This window comes from Amycolatopsis rifamycinica, assembly GCF_000695625.1.
GTDB classification, from domain to species: domain Bacteria; phylum Actinomycetota; class Actinomycetes; order Mycobacteriales; family Pseudonocardiaceae; genus Amycolatopsis; species Amycolatopsis rifamycinica.
In genome coordinates this window covers 66450-88321 of sequence record NZ_JMQI01000019.1, presented here as the reverse complement: position 1 = coordinate 88321, position 21872 = coordinate 66450, and the positions used below count along the sequence as shown (strand labels likewise).

The window sequence follows — 21872 nt, the reverse complement described above, 5'->3', positions numbered from 1 at the left end:
ACAATAGTGGTGTCAGTGATGCAAATCCGGGGGGTCGCCCGCCGCCGCGGCGAGGGCACGGTACTCCTTCAGCCCGGCGGCCAGTGCCGCCCGGCCCCCGGGGCTCATCTTGGTCAGCAGCGCCTCGAGGCGGTCCCGGCGGCGGGCCCGCAGGTCCTGGAGGTAGGCCCGGCCGCGGTCGGACAGCCGCAGCGTCAGCTCCCGCCGGCTGCGCGCGCTGGGCAGGCGTTCGAGGAAGCCGACCGCCTCCAGCCGGTCGCAGAGCCTGCTGACCAGCGGCGGCGTCGAGCCCAGCTGCTCGGCCAGCTGCCGCAGGTTGACCCCGTCGTGCCGATCCAGTGCGACGACCGCGCGCAGCTGCGACACCGACAGCGGGCGCGGCGACACGTCCCGCTCGCTCTCGACCACCGACTCGAGGAGCCGGGCGAGGTCGGACACGGCAGCCGTCCCGTCCGGGCCGGGCTGCTCGCGGGATCGATCCACGGCGTCCACTCTGGCATCCCTATGCTGAACCGGCAGCACAGCTCACGCGACTCGCCGTGGACCGGCGCGCCGGAGCGGCGCAGACTCGACAGGACCGGCACGGGCACGTGAGCAGGAGGCAGGCGTTGGACAGATCCCTGGCGGTGGAGCGTCTCCTCCGTGACGTACCACCGCACGACCTGCCCCGTGCGCTGCGCTCGGGCCTGCGCGAACACTTCGGCGCCGAAGCGGTCGAGCTGCTCATGGCCGACTACGCCTTGACGGAGCTGTGCCAGGTGGGCGAGCAGCCCTACACGACGGAGCCGATCCCGGTCGACGGCACGACCCCCGGGTCGGCGTTCCTCGCCCAAGCCGCCGCGTTCACCCGCGAGGGTGACCGCGTCACCGGGTACCTGCCGGTCAGCGTCCGCGGCGACCGGCTCGGCGTCCTGGCCGTCACCCTGCCGCGGGAACCCGAGCCGCAGGTGTGGGCCGAACTCGAGCGGTTCGCCGAAGCGGTGGCCCACGAGCTGTTCGTCGCCGACCGGGACACCGATCTGTACATCCAGGCGCGGCGGTCTTCGCGGCTGACGCTGGCCGCGGAGATGCAGTGGCAGCTGCTGCCCGGGCGCGCCTGCACCCGCGCCGAGTTCGCGCTCGGGGGCCAGCTGGAGCCCGCCTACGCCATCTACGGCGACTGCTTCGACTGGTCGGCGTCGGCGCGGAAGCTCGCGGTCACGCTGATCAACGGCATGGGGGAGGGCAGCGAGGCGGCGCTGCTGACCAACCTCGCGGTGAACGCGCTGCGCAACGCCCGGCGCGCCGGCATCCCGCTCGACGCGCAGGCCGAGCTCGCCGACCAGGCGCTGTACGCGCACTACCGCGGCGCCGAGCACGTGGCCGCGCTGCTGCTGGAGTTCGACCTGGGTACCGGTGCGGTGACGGTGGTCGACGCGGGTTCGCCGCGGCTGTGGCGGCTGCGCGACGGCAAGGCCGAGCGCATCCTGTTCGACGAGCAGCTCCCGCTGGGAACGTTCGACGGAACGATCTACACGCTCGAGAGCTTCCAGGCGGCGGACGGCGACCGGTTCGTCTTCGTCAGCGACGGCGTGTACAACGCGCTCGGCCCGCACGGCGACCTGTACGGAGACCGCGAGCTCGCCGACGCGGTGACGGCGACGGCGGAGCTGCCGGCGGCGCACGTACCGGGCGCGATGCTGCGGGAGCTGTCGACCCGCCGCCACGGCAGCCAGGCCGAGGACGACGCGATGGTGGTGTGCCTGGACTGGTTCGGGTCGACGCCGTTGTCCGGGACCGGGAAGGGGCCGGCGATGAGCGTGCGGCGGGCCGGCGGGGCGGGGTAGGGCTGAGCGGGCGGCCGTTGAGTGGGTCGCCTTGCGGGGTGAGTCGCTTGGGAGGTGGGCCGGCCGCAGGGCAGTGGGCTGGGTCGCTTGGGGTGGGCCGCCCCGCTTCGAAGGTGGGCCCGGCCGCGGGGGCGCCCCCCGTTTTCCACGCTACCGGTGACCACCGACAATTCCGGTGCGCGTGGATCAGGCGGCCGCCGCCCGGGCCGGTTCGGCGGTGGCCGGGCGCTGCTGACCCAGACCCGGCCGGCGTGCGGGTCAGGCGGCCACCGAGGTCTGGTGCTCGCGTGGTGTCCGGCGCTCTCGTGGTGCCGTGCGGCCCGCGCTGGTGACCGCCGCTAGGACGTCGTCCGCGTCGAGGGCCGGGTCCCACAGTTCGCAGCCGACCACGTGGGCCAGCTTGCGCCGCCTGTGTTGCGGGGTGTCGGTGAGCGCGACCTCGGTCGGGCGGCCCTTCTTGACCGCGTGGACCGCCCGGGTCACGAGGATCGCCTCCTGGCGCGTGGTGCCGAGTTCCGCCGCCGCGGCGAAGATCCTCTCCGCCGCGGCGCGGGCCTGGTCGTTCATCAGGCCTGGATTTCCTTGCGGTCGGACTGGGTGCCGCTGATCTCGATGCGCCGCGGCTTGGCCTTCTCGGCGACCGGGATGCGCAGGGTCAGCACGCCGGCCTCGTAGTCGGCGGAAATGTGGTCGGTGTCGAGGGTGTCGCCGAGGAACAGCTGGCGCGAGAAGACGCCCAGCGGCCGCTCGGAAACCTGCATCTCCACGTTGTCCCCGCCGGGGAGCGGACGGCGCTCGGCCTTGACCGTCAGCACGTTGCGCTCGATGTCGAGCTCGATGGCGTCCGGGGAAACGCCCGGCAGGTCGAAGCAGACCACGAACTCGTCGCCGGCGCGGTAGGCGTCCATCGGCATCGCGGCCGGCTTCGACCAGGTTCCGGCGGTGCCGAGGACCTGCTGGGTGAAGCGGTCCAGCTCACGGAACGGGTCGGTGCGCATCAACATCGGTGTCCTCCTTCTGGCTCGACGATGGGTGTCAACACGCACTACTGTTCTAGCATGTCATCCAAATGATGACAAGTGGAAAGTCGTCATCAAGATGACAGTGTGAGCCGCCCTCCATCGGGAACACGGCACGGAAAGGTCATTTCCGTATCGGAGGAGTCACTGTGTCCGAGCAGCCCGCCCAGCAGCAGACCCCGCCCGGGACGACCGCCGCGATGACGCCGCGGCCCGACCACGGCGAGCACACCTACCGCGGTTCCGGCAAGCTGACCGGCAAGGCGGCGCTGATCACCGGGGCGGACAGCGGGATCGGCCGCGCCGTGGCGATCGCGTACGCGCGCGAAGGCGCCGACGTGCTGATCTCCTACCTGAACGAGCACGAAGACGCCGAAGAGACGCGGCGCTGGGTCGAGGAAGCCGGGCGCAAGGCCGTCGTCGTGCCCGGGGACGTCGCCGACCCGGCGCACTGCCGGGCCCTGGTCGCCCGCACGGTCGAGGAGTTCGGCCGGATCGACGTCCTGGTGAACAACGCCGCCTTCCAGATGAGCCACGAGACCCTGGCCGAAATCCCGGACGAGGAGTGGGACCGCACCCTCGCCATCAACCTGAGCGCGTTCTTCCACCTCGCCAAGGCGGCCGTGCCGCACATGGAGCCGGGGGCGTCGATCATCGGCAGCTCGTCGGTCAACTCCGACAACCCGACCCCGCAGCTGCTGCCCTACGACGTGACGAAGGCCGGCATCGCGAACATGTGCGCGGCGCTGGCGCAGATGCTGGGGCCGAAGGGCATCCGGGTCAACAGCGTCGCGCCGGGGCCGATCTGGACGCCGCTGATCCCGTCCACCATGCCGGAGGAGCAGGTGAAGTCCTTCGGCGAGCAGGTGCCGCTGGGCCGCGCCGGCCAGCCCGCCGAGCTCGCGCCGGTGTACGTGCTGCTGGCTTCGGACGACGGCAGTTACGTCTCCGGGGCGCGCGTCGCGGTGACGGGCGGCGCGCCGATCCTCTGACCCGCCGGCGGGAAAGCCGACGGAAAAGCCGCCGGGGCCACGAGCTCCGGCGGCTTTCCCGCGCTCAGCCCCCGCGCTGGACGATCGTCGTGGTGAGGGTCGCGGCGATCAGGTCCAGGGCGCGGTCGTCCAGCTGCCGGCGCAGGTCGCCGCGGGTGATCACCTCGCTCGCCCCCGCGGTCCGGTCCCCGGAGGGCTCGACCACCAGCCGGCCGCCGGTCAGGACCAGCACCGGATCCGGCACGTCGGAGTCGAGCAGCCCGCGCAGGTCGTCGACGGTCACCTCGGCCATGGGTTTCCTCTCGTTCGGTGGAGCCGGCCGGTCCGGTCCAGGTGCAGGCAGACGGCGAGCTGGCCGGCGACGCACCCGGCGAACAGCCACGGCAGCGCCAGGAAGATCCCGGCGGCCAGCAACGCCAGCGCGACGGCGTCCAGACCCAGGCACAGCAGCAGCCGTCCCCGGGCGCCGCTGCGCAGGCCTCGCTCGATCCCGCGCAGCCGCCGCCGTTCCGCCGCCGTCAGCGGCCGGCCCGCGTCAGCGGCCGCGGGGGTCGTCACTTTCGCCCTGCTCGTCGGGCTGGGTGGCACCCGCGGCGACCTCGAACGGCGACGCCTTGCCGTCGGGGTGCCCGCGGGTGATGTGGCCTTCGGCGCGCATCCGTTCGACCATGTGGGGGTAGTGCAGCTCGAACGCGGGACGTTCGGAGCGGATGCGGGGCAGCTCGAGGAAGTTGTGCCGCGGCGGCGGGCTGGTGGTCGCCCATTCGAGCGAGTTGCCGTAGCCCCACGGGTCGTCGACGTCGATGGGTTCGCCGTAGCGGTAGCTCTTGAACACGTTCCAGATGAACGGCAGCACCGACAACCCGAGCAGGAACGCGCCGATCGTGGACACCATGTGCATCCAGGTGAAGTTGTCGCTGGAGAGGTAGTCGGCGTAGCGGCGCGGCATGCCGGCGTCGCCGAGCCAGTGCTGGATGAGGAACGTCGTGTGGAAGCCGATGAACGTCGTCCAGAAGTGCCACTTCGCCAGTCCCTCGTCGAGCATCCGGCCGGTGATCTTCGGGAACCAGAAGTAGATGCCGGCGAAGGTCGCGAACACGATCGTGCCGAAGAGCACGTAGTGGAAGTGCGCGACGACGAAGTAGCTGTCGTGCACGTGGAAGTCCAGCGGTGGCGACGCGAGGATGATCCCGGTCAGGCCGCCGAGCAGGAACGTGACGAGGAAGCCGACCGACCACAGCATCGGCGACTCGAACGTCAGCTGCCCCTTCCACATCGTGCCGATCCAGTTGAAGAACTTGATCCCGGTCGGCACGGCGATGAGGAACGTCATGAAGGAGAAGAACGGCAGCAGCACCGCGCCGGTGGCGAACATGTGGTGCGCCCACACGGCCACCGAGAGCGCGGTGATGCCGATCGTGGCGAACACCATGGTCTTGTAGCCGAACAGGGGTTTCCGGCTGAAGACGGGGATGATTTCGGTGACGATCCCGAAGTAGGGCAGGGCGACGACGTAGACCTCGGGGTGGCCGAAGAACCAGAAGAGGTGCTGCCAGAGGATGGCGCCGCCGTTTTCGGGGTCGAACACGTGTGCGCCGAGGTGCCGGTCGGCCATGAGCCCGAACAGCGCGGCGGTGAGGATCGGGAAGGCGAGCAGGATCAGCACCGAGGTGAACAGGATGTTCCAGGTGAAGATCGGCATGCGCCACATGAGCATCCCGGGACAGCGCAGGCACACGATGGTGGTGATCATGTTGACGGCGCCGAGGATGGTGCCGAGGCCGGTGACGATGAGCCCGGCGATCCACAGGTCCCCGCCGACGCCGGGGGAGTGGATGGCGTTGGACAGCGGGGTGTAGGCGGTCCAGCCGAAGTCGGGCGGCCCGCCCGGGGTGGCGTAGGCGGAGAGGACGACCAGGCCGCCGAACAGGTACAGCCAGTAGGAGAACGCGTTGAGCCGGGGGAACGCGACGTCCGGGGAGCCGATCTGCAGGGGCAGCACGAAGTTGGCGAACCCGAACAGGTTCGGGGTGGCGTAGAGCAGCAGCATGATCGTGCCGTGCATGGTGAACAGCTGGTTGTACTGCTCCGGGGAGAGGAACTGCAGGCCGGGCCGGGCCAGCTCGCCCCGCATGAGCAGCGCCGTCAGGCCGCCGATCAGGAAGAACGCGAACGACGTCGTCAGGTAGAGCACGCCGATCGTCTTGTGGTCGGTGGTGCGGATGGTCTTGAGGATCGTCGCGCCGCGCCGCCCCCGCCACACCGGCCGGTGGGCGATCGGAACCGGGCGCGTCACCGTGTCGGTCATCGGACTCCCACCTGTTGTGGCCGGGGAAACGACTGGTCCCGCGCGTATACCCGGACCTGGCGCGGATACACGCGGCGGTCGGGTGCTCTCAGCCGCCCGGGTGCAGCACCGCGCGCAGGCAGTCGTCTTTCTTGTGCTTGAACAGGTCGTAGGCTCGCGGTCCGTCCGCCAGCGGCAGGCGGTGGGTGGCCAGGTGGCCGGTCGGCAGCTCGCCGCGGGCCATCCGGTCGAGCAGCATCGGCACGTACCGCTGCCCGTGCTGCTGGGCCCCGCGCACGGTGAGGCCCTTGTTCATGACGGCCCCGAGCGGGAACTTGTCGACGACGCCCGCGAAGACGCCGAGGATGAACACCGTCCCGCCCTTGCGGCACGAGTAGATCGCCTCGCGCACGGCGTCCGGCCGGTCGGTCTCCAGCCGCAGCTGCTGCTTGACCTGGTCGTAGGCGTGGTGCACCCCGGCGCTGTGCGCTTCCATGCCGACCGCCTCGACGCAGACGTCCGGCCCGCGGCCGCCGGTGCGTTCGCGCAGCTCGGCGCCGACGTCGGTGGCGGAGTAGTCGATCGTCTCCGACCCGATGTGCCGCTCGGTCATCCGCAGCCGGTAGCCGAACCGGTCGATGGAGAACACCCGCTCGGCGCCGAGCAGCATCGCCGCCTTGGCCGCCAGCTGCCCGACCGCGCCGCAGCCCCACACGGCGACGACGTCACCCGGCCGCACGCCACCGAGGTCCGCGCCCATCCAGCCGGTCGGGGCCGCGTCGGAGGCGAACAGCGCGCTGTCGTCGTCGAGGCCTTCAGGCACTCCGAAGGCGCCGTAGTCGGCGAAGGGAACCCGGACGTACTCGGCGTGGCTGCCGCGGAAGCCGCCCATGACGTGCGAATAGCCGAAGACGGCGCCGGATTCGTAGCCGAACAGCGCCGAGCCGAGGCCCGGGTTCGTGTTGCTGTTGTCGCACAGCGACCACAGGTCGTGGGCGCAGTACCAGCAGCGGCCGCAGCCGATGAACGAGCAGACGACCACCCGGTCGCCGACCTTGTGCTTGCGGACCTGCGAGCCGACCTCGACGACCTCGCCGAGGAACTCGTGGCCGAGCACGTCCCCGGCCTGCATCGCCGGGATGTAGCCGCCGATGAGGTGCAGGTCGGAGCCGCAGGTCGTGGTCGCGGTGACCTTGAGGATCACGTCCTGCTCGTTGCGGATCTCCGGGTCGGGGACGGTCTCCACGGAAAGCTGGTTCACGCCTTGCCAGCACAGGGCCTTCACAGCCGTCCCTCCCCACCCGCGCGCCGGGTCGCCAGCCGCAGCACCAGCCCGCCCGGGGTCGGCTTCCCGGTCGTCGGGGGGTCGGTGCGGAGCACCTCGCCGGTCTCCAGCAGCGACTTGACGTCCCGGAGCGCGCTGCGCACCGGCTGGCGCGGATCGCGGCCGGCCAGCCGCCGGGCGGCGCCGCTCAGCCCGGACCCCGCCGGCCGCCGCGGCCGGGCCGCCAGTTCCGTGCCGTGCCCGCCGGGAGCGGGACGCACCCGGGTTTCGGCGTCCTCCGCGAGTTCCGCGAAGGCCTCCCGCAGCCGCGGGTCGCGCTCGACCTCGTCCGGCGGCAGGTTGACGGTCACGCCGAGCCAGCGGTCCGGCTCCGCGGGCTTCCGCCGCGCCGCGGCGGTGCCGGCCGCGATGCCCGCCACGGCGAGTGCTCCGATCGGCCACTTCATGCCGGGTCCTTTCCTCGACGACACGCTGGGCTCCGGCTTCCCGGATCGCCGCCGGACACACGCGGGACGACCGGCCGTGTTCGCAACCGGAGTGAGACCCGGACCGGGGATTGACACCGGTCCGGGCGGGTATGCCGTCCGGCGTAGCGCCGTCCACCGGCCGGACCACGGACCACGCGGTCCGGCGGCGGCGCGATCGCCGAAAGGAACCGCCCATGTCCACCGCTTCCCCCACCCGCACCAGGACCCCCGTGCAGGTCGCCGCCGCGGTCGTAGCGGTCGTCTTCCTGCTGGTCGGCGTGCTCGGTTTCGTCCCGGGCATCACGACGGACTACGACCAGCTGAGCTTCGCCGGTCACGACTCGATGGCCATGCTGCTGGGCGTCTTCATGGTCTCGGTGCTGCACAACATCGTCCACCTGCTGTTCGGCGTCGCCGGCCTCGCCGCGGCCCGCACCGCGCGCGGCGCCCGGCTGTTCCTCATCGTCGGCGGTGCCGTCTACCTGGTGCTGTGGCTCTACGGGCTGCTCATCGACCACGGCAGCGACGCGAACTTCGTGCCGGTCAACACCGCGGACAACTGGCTGCACCTCGGCCTCGGCGTCGGCATGATCGCCCTCGGCCTGCTCACCGCCCGCGCCGGCCGCACCGCCGGTCCGGGCCCGCACGCCACCCGGGGTCCCGGCCTCGGCTGACGAGCCACGCACCGCGTGGTCACCGGGGACGTCGGCGGCTGCCTCACCATGGCCCGCCGACGTCCCGCGCCGTGCTCTACCGCCGGCTACCGGGCTTCGATGATCCGCTTGAACTCGGTGCAGGCCCGCTCCACCTTGTTCTGCGGATTCGCCAGCAGGGCGGCCACCGCCTCTCCGAGCTTGCCGCCGGGCAGGGCGTACTCGAGGCTCACTTCGAGTCCGGTGCGCCCGTCGCCCAGGTCTTCGAAGAGGACGACGCCGGCGTTGGTGACGTCGGGGTCGGACTCCGCGACCGTGGTCCAGGCGAGCCGGTGCGGTGCGGCGTCTTCGGTGATCCGCGCTTCCCACTCGACGGTGGAGCCGGCCGGGCCCGCCACCTTCCAGCGCGTCCGCGTTTCGTCGCCGGTGACCGCCTCGACGGATTCGACGTCGGAGAAGATCTCCGGCAGCCGGGTCAGCGGCCGCCACCAGTCGTAGCAGGCCTGGGCCGGGGCGTGGACCTCGATGCGGTACGTGGCCTTGTCCATGGGGGTGCCTTCCGTTCACGCGGCGGTAGCCGGGCCGCGTCGGCCCGGCCCGTCCCGGCTACCCCGCGTGAGCGGTGTTACCCCTCCTGGTCCTTGGTGCGCAGCAACACGGTCAGCGACCGGCCGCCGACCACCAGCTCGCCGTCGCCGGGCACCGTGCGGGGCGTCGCCAGCTGGTCGCCCGCCACGCCGCCGACCAGGACGCCGCCCACGGACCGGTGGAACACCTCGCCCGTCGCGGAGTCGAGCACGATCGCCCACTCCTCGCCGTAGCCGCCGGGGATCGTCATGGTGATGTCGTCGTCGTGGGCGTTGAAGCACAGCAGGAACGAGTCGTCCACCACCCGCTCGCCGCGGGCGTCGAGGTCGGGGATCGCCGTGCCGTTGAGGAACACCATGATGCTGCGGCCGAAGCCGGCTTCCCAGTCCTGGTCGGTCATCTCGTCGCCGGCCGGGGTGAACCAGGCGATGTCGCGCAGTTCGTCGCCGCGGCGGATCGGGCGCCCGGCGAAGAACCGGCGGCGGCGGAACACCGGGTGCTGGTGGCGGAGGTCGACGACCGCCGAGGTGAACTCGAACAGCTCGCGGTTGCGCTCCAGCAGTGACCAGTCCACCCAGGACAGCTCGTTGTCCTGGCAGTAGGCGTTGTTGTTGCCCTGCTGGGTGCGGCCGAGCTCGTCGCCGTGCAGGAGCATCGGCACGCCCTGGGACAGCAGCAGCGTGGCGATCATGTTGCGGCGCTGGCGCGCCCGCAGGTCGAGGACCTTCTCGTCCTCGGTCGGGCCTTCCGCGCCGCAGTTCCACGAGCGGTTGTCGTCGGCGCCGTCGCGGCCGTCCTCGCCGTTGGCCTCGTTGTGCTTCTCGTTGTACGACACCAGGTCGTTCAGCGTGAAGCCGTCGTGGGCGGTGACGAAGTTGATCGACGCGAACGGGCGGCGGCCGTCGCTCTGGTAGAGGTCCGACGAGCCGGTGATGCGCGAGGCGAACTCGCCCAGCGTCGCCGGCTCGCCCCGCCAGAAGTCGCGGACGGTGTCCCGGTAGGCGCCGTTCCACTCCGTCCACAACGGCGGGAAGTTGCCGACCTGGTAGCCGCCCGGCCCGACGTCCCACGGCTCGGCGATCAGCTTCACCTGGCTGACCACGGGGTCCTGCTGGACCAGGTCGAAGAAGGTGGCCAGCCGGTCGACGTCGTAGAACTCGCGGGCGAGCGTGGCGGCGAGGTCGAAGCGGAAGCCGTCGACGTGCATCTCGGTCACCCAGTAGCGCAGCGAGTCCATGATGAGCTGCAGGGTGTGCGGCTGGCGCACGTTGAGCGAGTTGCCGGTGCCGGTGTAGTCCATGTAGTACTGCGGGTCGTTCTCCACCAGCCGGTAGTAGGCCTGGTTGTCGATGCCGCGCATGGACAGCGTCGGCCCGAGGTGGTTTCCCTCGGCCGTGTGGTTGTAGACGACGTCGAGGATGACCTCGATGCCCGCCTCGTGCAGCGTCCGCACCATCGCCTTGAACTCGTGCACCTCGCTGCCCGGCGTGGCGGACATGATCGACGCCGCGTACTCGTTGTGCGGCGCGAAGAAGGCGATGGTGTTGTAGCCCCAGTAGTTGGCGAGCCCGCGCTCGGTGAGGGCGTGGTCGTGCAGGAACTGGTGGACCGGCATCAGCTCGACGGCCGTGACGCCGAGGGTCTTGAGGTACTCGATCATCACCGGGTGCGCCAGCCCGGAGTAGGTCCCGCGCAGCTCCTCCGGGATGTCCGGGTGGAGCTTCGTCAGCCCGCGGACGTGGGCCTCGTAGACGACGGACTCGTTGTAGGGCACGTTCGGCGGCCGGTCGTTCGCCCAATCGAAGTACGGGTTGACGACGACCGCGCGGACGGTGTGCGCCGCCGAGTCGTCGTCGTTGCGCTCCTCGGGACGGCCGAACCGGTAGCCGAACACGGATTCGTCCCAGTCCACCCGGCCGGTGACGGCCTTGGCGTACGGGTCGAGCAGCAGCTTCGCGGGGTTGCAGCGCAGCCCGCGGGCGGGGTCGTGCGGTCCGTGGATCCGGAAGCCGTACTCCTGGCCGGGACCGACGCCGGTCAGGTAGCCGTGGTGGACGAAGCCGTCGACCTCCGGCAGCCGGATCCGGGTCTCGGTTCCGTCCGGGTCGAACAGGCAGAGGTCGACGCGGTCGGCGACCTCGGAGAAGAGCGCGAAATTGGTGCCGACGCCGTCGTAATCGGCTCCGAGCGGGTAGGGGGAACCGGGCCAAGGCTGCACTGGGCCTCCACTGTGCGAGGGATCTCGACCCGGGATACCCACCCCGGCCGCCCCGGACACCGTGACGTCGCCCTCCTCACCCGGACGCACCACCCGGCGCGGGACCGCTGTGCGTTCAACGGTCCCGCGCCGATCGCCGGTGGGCGTCAGGTCAGCTTGTTCTTGAGTTCCTTGGCCTTGCCCTTGGCCGTGCCCTTGGCGTCCTGCAGGGGTGCGTAGGTGCCGAAGAGCGCCGGGTCGGGCTTCGGCGCGGTGCCGGGGCCGCCGAGCGGTTCGGGGTCCATCAGGTACTCGATGCCGGCGCCGGTGGTCCAGCTGGCGCCCTTGGCGCCGTCGGGGCCGTCGGAGAGGTGCCAGATCGTGTGGTTGTGGGTCTGGTCTTCTTCGTCGAGCAGTGCGCCGGGGGCGATGTCGCCTTCCAACCCGTCGGCCTGGAGCTCTTCGATCGCGGCCAGCCACTGCTTCTGGTGGACGGTGTCACGGGCGAGGTTGAACTGGAGCATCGCCTTGACACCCGGGTCGTCGGTCATGTTGTACAGCCGGGCGGTCTGCAGCCGCCCCTGCGCTTCGGCGGCGACGTTGGCGCGGAAGTCGGCGAGCAGGTTGCCGGAGGCGACGATGTACTTGCCGTTCCAGGGGTAGCCGTTGCTGTCGGCGGGCAGCGCCCCGCCGCCGCCGACGATGGCCTGCTGGACGTCCATCCCGCCGATCGTCGCGGCCATCACCGGGTCCTTGACGGCTTCGGCGGTGACGGTCGCGGGGGCGCCTTCGAGCAGGCGGGCGACCATGGTGGCGAGCATTTCGACGTGGCCGATTTCCTCGGTCGCGGTGTCCATGATCAGGTCTTTGTACTTGCCTTCGATGCGGCAGTTCCAGCCCTGGAACAGGTACTGCATCGTCACGGTCATCTCACCGAACGCGCCGCCGATGAGTTCCTGGAGCTTGCGGGCGTAGACGGCGTCCGGCTTTTCGGGCTTGGCTTCGAACTGCAGCAGCTTCGTGTGACGGAACACGAGAATTCCCTCCGTCGTCCGGGGTGGTGCCGGCGGGGGCCGGCGGTCCAGGGGGCTTTCCCGGTTAGCGGACGGTTAATCACCCGCATCTCCCGCTGCCCGCGCCGGGGAGGAGAGGATCGACAACGCCACCGTCGCTGTGGTAGTTGAACGCGGAACGTTCGATGGCGAGTGGAGCGATACGTGAGCGATCACCAGCAGCGGGTGCCGACCTGCCGGCGGTACCAGTGCGACGAGCCGGCCCTCTGGCGGAGGATGTGCGCGGCTCACTGGGCTCGCTGGCAGAACGGGACCGACCCGCTCGACCAGCCCGGCGACGACGGCGAGTCCCCCGAACCCCGGGTGTGGCAGCCGCCGTTGCGGGAGAACAGCGTTTCGCGGCGTCATCCCGGCCGGCCGGGATGACGCCGGTGGGGAGCCCCGCCAGGAGGCTCCCCACCGTGGCGTGGTTCAGAGCGTGCCGACGACCTCGGCCACGGTGACGCCGATCGGCGTGCTGGGGCGCCCGATCAGGGTACGCAGGTCGGGCGTGGTCTCGGCGAGCAAGCCGTCCTTGATGCCGGCGTCCAGCGCGGCGAGGAAGCCGGCCACCTGCTCCGGGAGACCCGCATCGGTCAGTGCCTTGACGTGCTCGTCGGCCGGCAGGTCGACGTAGGTGATCTCGCGGCCGGTCGCCTTGCCGATCTCGGCGGCGAGGTCCGCGTTCGTCCAGGTGGCGTCGCCGGCGAGTTCATAGATCTTGCCTTCGTGGCCTTCGCCGGTCAGCACCGCGACCGCGGCCGCGGCGTAGTCGGCCCGCGTGGCGCTGGCGACGCGGCCGTCACCGGCGCTGCCGACGAAGCTGCCGGTTTGGGCGGCCTGCTTGATCGTGTCGGCGTAGTTCTCGTTGTACCAGTTGTTGCGCAGGATCGTGGCGGGCAGGCCGGAGGCCTGGATCAGTTCCTCGGTCGCCTTGTGCTCCGGGGCCAGCACGAGCGCCGACGTCGTCGCCCGCGGCGCGCTGGTGTAGACGAGGTGGCGGACGCCGGCCTGCCCGGCCGCGTCGACGACCGCCTGGTGCTGGGCGACGCGCTGACCGACCTCGCTGCTCGAGACCAGCAGCACCTTGTCGGCGCCCTTGAGCGCGGCGACCAGGCTTTCCGGGTCGGAGTAGTCCGCGCGGCGGACCTCGACACCGCGTTCGGCGAGGTCGGCGGCCTTCTCCGGAGTGCGCACCGCGGCGACGACCTGGTCGGCGGGCAGCTTCTCGAGCAGGCCTTCGACGACGAGCCGGCCGAGGTGGCCGGTGGCGCCGGTGACGACGATCATGAGAACTCCTTGAAGGTTCAAGTAACTGGTCTCTGGAGCATGTACTAACTTTTAGAAAGTACCAACTGATTGTTAGTGCCGTCACATCCATTGTGCAAACTCTTGGGTAGTATCGAGGCGTGGATGGACAACGAGCCGACGGCGTGCCCGACGCCGAGCACGAGGCGCTGGTCGCCGACGTGTTCAGTGCCGCGTGCGCGTCCCGGGCCGTGCTGGAGCACGTGACCGGGCGGTGGGGTGTGCTGGCGCTCGTCGCGCTCAACGACGGCGTGTTCCGGTTCAACGCGCTGCGCCGCCGGGTGCAGGGGGTCAGCGAGAAGATGCTCGCCCAGACGCTGCAGGCGCTGGAGCGCGACGGGTTCGTGCACCGGGAGGCGCGGCCGACGATCCCGCCGCACGTGGAGTACAGCCTCACACCCGCCGGACGCGAAGTCGCCCAGCGGCTGGCGGGACTGATCGAGGTCCTGGAGGCGAGCGTGCCCGGCGTCGCGGCGGCCCAGGCGCGGTACGACGCGGCGAAAGCCGCCGGCGCGTGACGCTGGCCTAGGAGCTGTCCTGTAAGTCATCGGAGCCGGAGGACGACGGCGGCGATGGCTTGGCGTAGCGGGTGGCTGGGCCGGGGGTGAGCAGGATCCGGACCGGCAGGCCTTGCCCTTCGACAGCAAGATGGATCTCGGTGCTCAGCACGCCATTACCGGACTCGCCCTAGCCGGTCGAGCCGGACGTCTTGGCGGGCAACGGTTTCCGGGCCGCGGCGAGCAGGAACATCCCCGCCGCGACGACCAGCATCGTCAGCACGCCCCGCGGCCAGAAGATGTGGCTGTCGAAGAAGGAAACACTGGCGGCCAGCAGCACCGCGGCTCCCGGTGCGGCGCGCCACGAAGCTTCCCGCGCGACCGCCGCGACGATCAGGGCATTGGCTGCGAGAAAGCAGAGCGCGCCGATGTGGCCGAGCGTGTCACCGATGCCGAACACCGCTCCGGTGACCGGGGTGACGGCGTGCTCGGTGTGGACCACGGTTCCGGCGGCGATGCCGGCCACGGCGTCGAGGCCGCCGTAGAACGCCGCGAACCCGAACGCCGCGAGGCGGCCCGGACGGCGCAGCGCCGCGGGTGCGGACGAGAGCAGCAGCCACTGCGCCACCGCGAGCAAGGGGAACACCGGCAGCAGGACGACGTGCAGGGTGGTCCACCACGGCGCGCTCGCCGGGCCGAGCGCGAGGGGATGGGCCAGACCGGACGCCGCCAGCGCGAGTCCGGGTGCGGCGTACCCGGCGGCACGCGACCATCGAGAGTGAAGCATCGCCCGACGGTATCGGCCGCCCGGCCCGTCCGGTGGTTACCGAACTCTTACCGCCCGGTGCGGCGACCCGGCCGCGTCCGCTGGCAGGCACGCGGGGGCGCGGAGGGCAAGGGAGCCAACGGATCCGTCGTGTCCGATTCCGTCCGCGGCGGGAAAACCGGCCATTGCACTCCGTCCGCGCGGGCGTTATGTTAGCGCTCACAATCGCTCCGCTTGTGCCGTTCCTGCGTGTCGGTGATCGAGGAGGAGGTTGGCACCGTCGCCGGCCCGCGCCCCTGTCGAATTCGACGATTTCCGTACCCCAGCGGGAGTTCACCCATGGCACGACAGCCGAGATATGCCCGTCCACGCGCCATCGCGGCGACCCTCATCGCCGCCGGCACCCTCGTCACCGGCCTGATCGCCGGCGGCGGTACGTCCCAGGCGGCCACGCAAGGGCCGTGCGACATCTACGCGGCCGGCGGCACGCCGTGCGTGGCCGCGCACTCCACCACCCGGGCCCTGTACGGCGCCTACACCGGTCCGCTGTACCAAGTCCGGCGCGCGTCCGACAACACCACGCGCGACATCGCCCCCTTGACCGCGGGTGGCGTGGCCGACGCGTCGACGCAGGATTCGTTCTGCGCGGGCACGACCTGCCTGATCACGGTCATCTACGACCAGACCGGCCGGAACAACCGCCTCACGCAGGCGCCACCCGGCGGGTTCCAAGGGCCGGCCGCGGGCGGCTACGACAACCTCGCCAACGCCACCGCGGCGCCCATCACCGTCGGCGGCCACAAGGCCTACGGCGTCTACGTGGCGCCCGGAACCGGTTACCGCAACAACAACACCAACGGCATCGCGACCGGTGACCAGCCGGAGGGCATGTACGCGATCTTCGACGGCACGCACTACAACGGCGGCTGCTGCTTCGACTACGGCAACGCCGAACGCAACAGCCGGGACAACGGCAACGGCACGATGGAAGCCATCTACTTCGGCAACATCAAGGTCTGGGGCTACGGTGCCGGAAACGGGCCGTGGATCATGGCCGACCTCGAGAACGGCCTGTTCTCCGGCGTCAACCAGCACTACAACGCCAACGACCCGAGCATCAGCCACCGCTTCCTGACCGCCATCGTCAAGGGCGGCCCCAACCACTGGGCCATCCGCGGCGGCAACGCCCAGTCCGGCGGCGTGTCCACCTTCTACGACGGCGTGCGCCCGAACGTCGCGGGCTACAACCCGATGAAGAAGGAAGGCGCGATCATCCTGGGCATCGGCGGTGACAACAGCGTCGGCGCCCGCGGCACGTTCTACGAAGGCGTGATGACGTCCGGTTATCCCTCGGACGCCACGGAAAACGCGGTGCAGGCCAACATCACCGCGGCCGGTTACGCCACGAGCTCCGTGAACACCGGCCTGACGCCGGGCACGTCCGTCTCGCTGCGCGCCACCACCGCCTGCTGCACCGACCGCTACATCCACCACACCGGCTCCACTGTGGACACCGCGGTCATCGGCAGCGGCAGTTCGGCCACGGAGAAGGGCAACGCGTCCTGGACCGTCCGAACCGGACTCGGCAGCGGCTCGTGCGTGTCGTTCGAGTCGAAGAACGCGGCCGGTCAGTACCTGCGGCACCAGAACTACCGGCTGTACCTGCAGGCCAACGACGGCAGCGCGCTGTTCGCCCAGGACGCGACGTTCTGCCCGGAGGCCGGCCGCAACGGCCAGGGTGCCTCGCTCCGGTCGCTCAACTTCTCCGACCGGTACGTCCGCCACTACGACAACATCGTCTACATCGCCGCCAACGGCGGGTCGAACACGTTCGACAGCGCCAACGCCTACAGCGACGACGTGAGCTGGCTCGTCAGCTCACCGTGGGCGTCCTGATCGCCAACGCCCGTCACGCGCCCCGCCCGGCAATCGGGCGGGGCCCGTGAGAGCGCTTTCCGGTGTCTTGCCGGGACCGCGAAACCTGGGTTACGCTCGGCGGAGAGCGCTCCGGCGGAAAGTGTTGTCTTGGACATGACGGGGCTGGCCGGCCGGTCGTCTTCTCAGCACCAGAAAGGACGCCTCGGATGCGCCTGCGCCGAACCGCAGTGGTCCTGGCCGTTTCCGCGTCGCTGCTGAGCCCGGTGACGGCGGAAGCGGCGCCCTCGCACGGTGCTCCACCGGGGTGGGTGACCCTGACCGAGTCCGCGCTCCAAGGCGTGCACGGCACCGCCCCCGACGTCACCGTCCGCAACGTGCTCACCGTGACCGCGACCGGGACGGCCCTGCGGGTCCGGCTGAGCAATCCCTTCGGCGGTACCGCGATGACCGTGCGGTCGGTGTGGGTCGGCCGGCAGCCGTCGACGGACTCGCCCGCGCTGGCGCCGAGATCGAACCGCCGGGCCACGTTCGGCTTCCGGCACGCGGTGACGATCCCGCCCGGCGCGAGCGCGTGGACCGATCCGCTGCCGCTGCCGGTCCGGCGCGGCGACCACGTCGCGGTGAGCGTGTACGCGCCGGGGGCGCCGGTCAACGACCACACCTTCCCGCCACCGGAGAAGGACACACCGGGGTCGTTCACCTCCGCCGGGCCCGGCGACGCCGGCGCGGACGAGTCGGGGAGCGCGTACGGGCCCTTCGCGCCCGGTGTCCTGTGGTGGGCCGACGCGATCAGCGCCGTGTCGCCCGCCCGCGGCACGATCGTCGCGCTCGGCGACTCGATCACCGACGGCTACAACGCCTTCGGCGGCGGTCCGCGCTGGACCGACGTGCTCGCCGAGCGCATCGGCACGCTCCCGCCGTCGCGGCGGCTGTCGGTGGCCAACGCGGGGATCAGCGGCAACACCGTCAGTGTCCAGCCGAACCCGTACGACCCCACCGGCCAGTGCTGTGGCCCGCCCGCGCCGCTCCGGCTCGACCGCGACGTGCTCTCCCTGCCTGGCGTGCGGTACGTCCTGCTGCTGGAGGGCACGAACGACCTCGGCGGCGGCGACAACGCACCGCCCGCGCCGGCGGCGCAGGTCGTCGACGCCATGCGCACCATCGCCGGGCGCGTGCACGCGGCGGGGCGCCGGATCGTCGGCGCGACGGTCCTGCCGATGTGCAACGCGGCCGGCAGCGCGAAGGAGCAGGCCCGGCTCGCGGTGAACACGTGGATCCGCACGTCGGGGACGTTCGACGCGGTGCTCGACTTCGACGCCGTGCTGCGCGACCCGGCCGACCCGACGGTGATCCGCGCGGACTGGCGCACCGACTGCTACCACCCGAACGCGGCAGGCGACCGCCGCCTCGGCGATTCGATCGACCTCCGGGTCTTCGCCCGCTGACCCCGCACGTCTCACCCACGGACCCGAACGGCCCGCTCGAACCGGTTCGAACGGGCCCTTCCGGGGCCGCGAGCCGACGGTTCACGCGTGACCCCGACCCGGCTGTTTCCCGTGAACGTCGCCGATCCCGGGTCCACGCCCGGCGTTCGCCCAGGCGGCACTTTCACGTGAAAGTGCCCGGTGAGTGGCGGGAGGTGGTTGCGTCCCGGCCCGCCGTGGGTGTGCGTCCCGGGCCGGGCGTGCCGCCGGTCAGTGGCGGCGCCGGGCGCCCGTGCTCGACCGCAGCGAGATCGGGGGCTCCAGCAGGGCGTGCCGTGGTTCCGCGCCGGCGTCCGCGATCTGGGCCAGCAACAGATCCACCGCCAGCTTGCCCAGCTCCACGGCCGGCACGTCGGCCGCCGTGAGGGGTGGGTGGAAGTCCTCGGCCAGGCGCTCGGCGATCACGCCCGTCAAAGAAAAGTCGCGGGGCACCTCGAGGCCCGCCCGGTGCAACGCGCGCTGGACGCCCGGCAGGGCCGCTTCGTTGATCGTCACCGCCGCCGTCACCGCGGGCCACTCCGCCCGGATCTGCTCGAAGCAGGCCAGGCCCGCCGCCGCTTCGTCGGCGCAGCACACCGTGCGGGCCGTCAGGCCGCGGGCTGCCGTCGCGTCGAGGAAGCCCGTGGCCGAGCGCAGGGCCGGCCCGTAGCCCGCCGCGACCAGCTCCGCCGATCGGTTGATCAGCACCACCTCTTCGTGGCCCAGGTCCGCCAGGTGGTGCACGCAGCGCGTGATCAGGGCGCCGTAGTCGACGTCCACCCACCAGGACGCCCCCGGGTGCTCGACGTGGCCGATCGTCACGAACGGCAGGCTCGCCTGGCTCAGCCGCTCGACCCGCGGGTCCTCGAGGAGGATCTCCATCAGGATCACGCCGTCGACGCGCCGGCCGGTCACGATGCGCTCGAACGAGCGGTCGTGGTCGCCGCCGCTCGGGGACAGCAGGACGTCGAGGTCGTGGGCCGCCGCCGCGTCGACGACGCTGCCGACGAACCCGAGCTGGACGTCGGTCAGCCGGCGGCTGGCCGGGGGAACCACCAGGCCGAGGGTGCGGGTGCGGCCTTCGGCCAGGGCGCGGGCGCTGGCGTTGGGCCGGTAGCCGAGTTCGGCGATGACGTCGTTGATGCGCTGGACGGTGGCCGCCGACACCGGGCGCTTGCCGCTCAGCGCGTACGACACGGTGCTGCGCGAAACCCCCGCGCGCCGCGCGATCTCCCCGATGTTCATGCCACTCCTGACCCCGGTGCTCAGAACCGGTTCGATCGTAGTACACGCAGTATTGCGCCGGAGTGTCCTCGGGGTTTACGGTGACGCCGCTCGCCATCGTCGAACCGGTTCGATGAGGCGGCGGACGTCGCCGCAGGTGCCGACAGGAAGGACCTCCCATGAAGCGTCACCCGATCACCCGGCTGCTGTCGGTGGCCGTCGCCGCGACGACACTGGCCGCCTGCTCCTCCGGGCCCGCTCCCACGGCGGGCGGCGGCACCTTCACCGTCTGGGACCCCTACCCGCAGTTCGACGCGAGCTCCGCGTGGGCCAAGGTCGTCGACAAGTGCGGCGCCGACGCCGGGGTCAAGATCGCGCGGCAGGCGTTCGACACGACCGACCTCACCAACAAGGTGCTGCTCGCCGCCCAGCAGAACACCGCGCCGAACGTGCTCGTCGTCGACAACCCGGTCGTCTCCACCCTGGCCGAGGGCGGGGTGCTGAAGTCCAATGCGGACACCGGGCTCGACGCCGCGCAGGTCGCCCCCAACCTGCTCGCCGCCGCCGACGTCAAGGGCCAGGTGTACGGCGTCCCGATCGGGGCGAACACGCTCGCCCTCTACTACAACAAGGCCGTGCTGACCGCGGCCGGCGTCGACCCGGCGTCGGTGAAGGACTGGGCCTCGCTCGACGCGGCGCTGGCCAAGGTGCACGCGGCGGGCAAGAAGGGCATCACGTTCTCCGCCATCGGCACCGAGGAAGGCAGCTTCCAGTTCCTGCCGTGGTTCTGGGGCTCGGGCGCGAACCTGACCGACCTCGCTTCCGCCGACGCCGTCGCGGCGCTCACGCAGTGGAAGTCCTGGCTGGACAAGGGGTACGCGCCGAACTCGGTGGTCGGCAACACGCAGACCACCAGCTGGCAGGAGTTCGCGACGGGCGAGTACGCCTTCGCCGAGAACGGCACCTGGCAGCTGCAGAACGCGAAGAAGGCCGGCTTGGACTACGGCGTCCTCCCGATCCCGGCGCGCACCGGGGGAGCGGCGCCGGCACCGACCGGCGGCGAGTTCGTCACCGTGCCCGCCCAGAGCAGCCCGGACGCGGAGAAGACCGCGGGCAAGATCGCGTCCTGCCTGACCAGCCCGGCCAACGTCGGAGACTCCGACACCGCGCTGACCTACGTCTCCGCCGTGCCGTCGGTGCAGGAGAAGCAGGTCGCGGCCCAGCCGGAGCTGAAGGTGTGGGTCGAGGCGGTCAAGGTCGCGAAGGGCCGCACCGGCGACAACCTCGGTACCCGGTACCCGCGGATCTCCGAACCGCTCTGGGGTGGCGTGCAGGCCGCGCTCACCGGCGCCAAGGCCCCGGACGCGGCGCTCGCGGCGGCGCAGGCGACCGCGGCGTCGGCGAAGTAGGCCGGCTCGTGCTGGACACCCGTCAGCCGGTCACCGCCCGTCCGGACGCGCGAGCACCCGGGCGGGCCGGGCGGCGCCGCCACCAGCGGCTGCTCGCGTGGGCGTTCCTCGCCCCGCTCGTCGCCTACCTCGTGCTGTGCTACGGCTATCCGCTGGTGACGAACGTCGACCTCAGCCTGCGCGACTACACCGTCCGCACCTTCGTCCACGGCGGCGCGCCGGTGGTCTGGTTCGACAACTACGCGGTCGTGTTCACCGATCCGACCTTCCGCACCGCGCTGCTCAACACGCTCGTCTTCACCGCCGCGTCGCTGCTCTTCCAGTACGGCATCGGCCTGGCGACGGCGGTGTTCTTCGCCCGCCACTTCCGCTTGGGTCCGACCCTGCGCGCGCTGTTCCTCGTGCCGTGGCTGCTGCCGCTGATCGTCTCGGGATCGACGTGGGCGTGGCTGCTCAACAGCGAGTCCGGCGTGGTCAACTCCGTGCTGGGCTGGTTCGGCGCCGGCCGGATCGACTGGCTGACGTCGCCGGCGTGGTCGCTGGTCTCGGTGATCATCGCCAACATCTGGATCGGCGTGCCGTTCAACCTCGTCGTGCTGCACAGCGGCCTGCAGAACATCCCGGCCGAGGTGGACGAGGCGGCGTCGCTCGACGGCGCCGGGGCGTGGCAGCGGTTCCGGCACGTCACCTTCCCGCTGCTGCGCGGAGTTTCGGCGATCACCCTGCTGCTGGGCCTGGTCTACACGCTGAAGGTCTTCGACGTCATCTGGATCATGACCAAGGGCGGCCCCGGCGGCTCGTCGACCACCCTGGCCACCTGGTCCTACCAGCTCGGCTTCGGCAGCATGCTGCCGCGGTTCGGGCCCAGCGCGGCCGTGGGCAACGTGCTCATCCTGCTGGCCCTGGTCGCCGGGCTGCTCTACATCCGCGCGCAGCGCAGGCAGGAGGCAGTGTGATCGGT

The 21872-nt window shown here is 71.3% G+C and carries 23 protein-coding genes; 9 read left to right on the top strand and 14 right to left on the bottom strand.

Going from position 1 to position 21872, the window contains the following annotated elements:
- Positions 1-12: 12 nt before the first annotated feature.
- Positions 13-438 carry a MarR family transcriptional regulator gene (locus DV20_RS09455; protein WP_043778458.1) on the bottom strand — a complete coding sequence of 142 codons (426 nt, stop codon included), beginning with the start codon at positions 436-438 and terminating at the stop codon, positions 13-15.
- 170 nt (positions 439-608) lie between these two features.
- Between DV20_RS09455 and DV20_RS09450 the strand changes: the two genes are divergently transcribed.
- Positions 609-1826, top strand: a complete 1218-nt coding sequence (locus tag DV20_RS09450; RefSeq protein WP_043778455.1) for a PP2C family protein-serine/threonine phosphatase — start codon at positions 609-611, stop codon at positions 1824-1826.
- Positions 1827-2084: 258 nt separating this feature from the next.
- On the opposite strand, the gene DV20_RS09445 is transcribed toward DV20_RS09450, so the two are convergent.
- Both DV20_RS09445 and DV20_RS09440 read right to left on the bottom strand, forming a co-directional pair.
- Positions 2085-2393: a hypothetical protein gene (locus DV20_RS09445; protein WP_051735868.1), complete on the bottom strand. Its 309-nt coding sequence runs from the start codon at positions 2391-2393 to the stop codon at positions 2085-2087.
- A complete protein-coding gene (locus DV20_RS09440) occupies positions 2393-2830 on the bottom strand; it encodes an Hsp20/alpha crystallin family protein (protein WP_043778454.1) in 438 nt (145 codons plus the stop codon). Before DV20_RS09440 ends, DV20_RS09445 begins: the two co-directional genes overlap by 1 nt.
- A gap of 164 nt (positions 2831-2994) precedes the next feature.
- Between DV20_RS09440 and DV20_RS09435 the strand changes: the two genes are divergently transcribed.
- Positions 2995-3837, top strand: coding sequence for an SDR family oxidoreductase (locus tag DV20_RS09435; RefSeq protein WP_043778452.1), 843 nt, complete (start codon positions 2995-2997; stop codon positions 3835-3837).
- 64 nt (positions 3838-3901) lie between these two features.
- Here the strand turns inward: DV20_RS09435 and DV20_RS09430 are convergent, their stop codons facing one another.
- From DV20_RS09430 to DV20_RS09410, 5 genes are all read right to left on the bottom strand, one after another.
- Complete coding sequence (locus DV20_RS09430) at positions 3902-4129, bottom strand: hypothetical protein (protein ID WP_043778450.1); 228 nt, start codon at positions 4127-4129, stop codon at positions 3902-3904.
- Positions 4117-4395 (bottom strand): hypothetical protein, encoded by a 279-nt coding sequence (locus tag DV20_RS09425; protein WP_043778447.1) that lies wholly within the window; start codon positions 4393-4395, stop codon positions 4117-4119. Before DV20_RS09425 ends, DV20_RS09430 begins: the two co-directional genes overlap by 13 nt.
- Positions 4373-6145 (bottom strand): aa3-type cytochrome oxidase subunit I, encoded by a 1773-nt coding sequence (gene ctaD, locus DV20_RS09420; RefSeq protein ID WP_043778444.1) that lies wholly within the window; start codon positions 6143-6145, stop codon positions 4373-4375. The genes DV20_RS09425 and ctaD overlap by 23 nt, the downstream gene beginning before the upstream one ends.
- 88 nt (positions 6146-6233) lie before the next feature.
- Positions 6234-7385: a zinc-dependent alcohol dehydrogenase gene (locus DV20_RS09415; protein ID WP_235190759.1), complete on the bottom strand. Its 1152-nt coding sequence runs from the start codon at positions 7383-7385 to the stop codon at positions 6234-6236.
- 20 nt (positions 7386-7405) lie between these two features.
- Positions 7406-7855 carry a hypothetical protein gene (locus DV20_RS09410; protein WP_043778439.1) on the bottom strand — a complete coding sequence of 150 codons (450 nt, stop codon included), beginning with the start codon at positions 7853-7855 and terminating at the stop codon, positions 7406-7408.
- A 215-nt stretch (positions 7856-8070) separates the two neighbouring features.
- Here DV20_RS09410 and DV20_RS09405 point away from each other — a divergent pair, with 215 nt between their 5' ends.
- Positions 8071-8550: a DUF4383 domain-containing protein gene (locus tag DV20_RS09405; protein WP_051735867.1), complete on the top strand. Its 480-nt coding sequence runs from the start codon at positions 8071-8073 to the stop codon at positions 8548-8550.
- Positions 8551-8636: 86 nt separating this feature from the next.
- On the opposite strand, the gene DV20_RS09400 is transcribed toward DV20_RS09405, so the two are convergent.
- From DV20_RS09400 to DV20_RS09390, 3 genes are all read right to left on the bottom strand, one after another.
- Positions 8637-9077 (bottom strand): SRPBCC family protein, encoded by a 441-nt coding sequence (locus tag DV20_RS09400; protein WP_043778437.1) that lies wholly within the window; start codon positions 9075-9077, stop codon positions 8637-8639.
- A gap of 77 nt (positions 9078-9154) precedes the next feature.
- Complete coding sequence (gene glgX / locus DV20_RS09395) at positions 9155-11335, bottom strand: glycogen debranching protein GlgX (protein WP_043778435.1); 2181 nt, start codon at positions 11333-11335, stop codon at positions 9155-9157.
- 146 nt (positions 11336-11481) lie between these two features.
- Positions 11482-12348 (bottom strand): manganese catalase, encoded by an 867-nt coding sequence (locus DV20_RS09390; RefSeq protein WP_043778432.1) that lies wholly within the window; start codon positions 12346-12348, stop codon positions 11482-11484.
- A 183-nt stretch (positions 12349-12531) separates the two neighbouring features.
- Here DV20_RS09390 and DV20_RS09385 point away from each other — a divergent pair, with 183 nt between their 5' ends.
- Positions 12532-12753 carry a hypothetical protein gene (locus DV20_RS09385; protein ID WP_235190758.1) on the top strand — a complete coding sequence of 74 codons (222 nt, stop codon included), beginning with the start codon at positions 12532-12534 and terminating at the stop codon, positions 12751-12753.
- 45 nt (positions 12754-12798) lie between these two features.
- On the opposite strand, the gene DV20_RS09380 is transcribed toward DV20_RS09385, so the two are convergent.
- Complete coding sequence (locus DV20_RS09380) at positions 12799-13656, bottom strand: SDR family oxidoreductase (protein WP_043778427.1); 858 nt, start codon at positions 13654-13656, stop codon at positions 12799-12801.
- A gap of 143 nt (positions 13657-13799) precedes the next feature.
- Here DV20_RS09380 and DV20_RS09375 point away from each other — a divergent pair, with 143 nt between their 5' ends.
- Positions 13800-14192, top strand: coding sequence for a winged helix-turn-helix transcriptional regulator (locus DV20_RS09375; protein WP_043778425.1), 393 nt, complete (start codon positions 13800-13802; stop codon positions 14190-14192).
- 169 nt (positions 14193-14361) lie between these two features.
- Here DV20_RS09375 and DV20_RS09370 read toward each other — a convergent pair whose 3' ends face one another.
- Positions 14362-14958, bottom strand: coding sequence for a hypothetical protein (locus tag DV20_RS09370; RefSeq protein WP_043778424.1), 597 nt, complete (start codon positions 14956-14958; stop codon positions 14362-14364).
- Between the two features lie 318 nt (positions 14959-15276).
- On the opposite strand from DV20_RS09370, the gene DV20_RS09365 reads away from it, so the two are divergent.
- Together DV20_RS09365 and DV20_RS09360 are read left to right on the top strand one after the other, a co-directional pair.
- A complete protein-coding gene (locus tag DV20_RS09365; RefSeq protein ID WP_043778420.1) occupies positions 15277-16833 on the top strand; it encodes an alpha-L-arabinofuranosidase B in 1557 nt (518 codons plus the stop codon).
- 188 nt (positions 16834-17021) lie between these two features.
- Complete coding sequence (locus DV20_RS09360; RefSeq protein ID WP_043778419.1) at positions 17022-18260, top strand: GDSL-type esterase/lipase family protein; 1239 nt, start codon at positions 17022-17024, stop codon at positions 18258-18260.
- Between the two features lie 249 nt (positions 18261-18509).
- Here DV20_RS09360 and DV20_RS09355 read toward each other — a convergent pair whose 3' ends face one another.
- Positions 18510-19523, bottom strand: a complete 1014-nt coding sequence (locus tag DV20_RS09355; protein ID WP_043778417.1) for a LacI family DNA-binding transcriptional regulator — start codon at positions 19521-19523, stop codon at positions 18510-18512.
- Positions 19524-19681: 158 nt separating this feature from the next.
- Between DV20_RS09355 and DV20_RS09350 the strand changes: the two genes are divergently transcribed.
- Positions 19682-20911 carry a sugar ABC transporter substrate-binding protein gene (locus DV20_RS09350; RefSeq protein WP_043778415.1) on the top strand — a complete coding sequence of 410 codons (1230 nt, stop codon included), beginning with the start codon at positions 19682-19684 and terminating at the stop codon, positions 20909-20911.
- An 8-nt stretch (positions 20912-20919) separates the two neighbouring features.
- The gene (locus DV20_RS09345) at positions 20920-21867 is read left to right on the top strand and encodes a carbohydrate ABC transporter permease (protein WP_043778412.1); all 948 of its coding nucleotides are present in this window, start codon (positions 20920-20922) and stop codon (positions 21865-21867) included.
- Positions 21868-21872 lie beyond the last annotated feature (5 nt).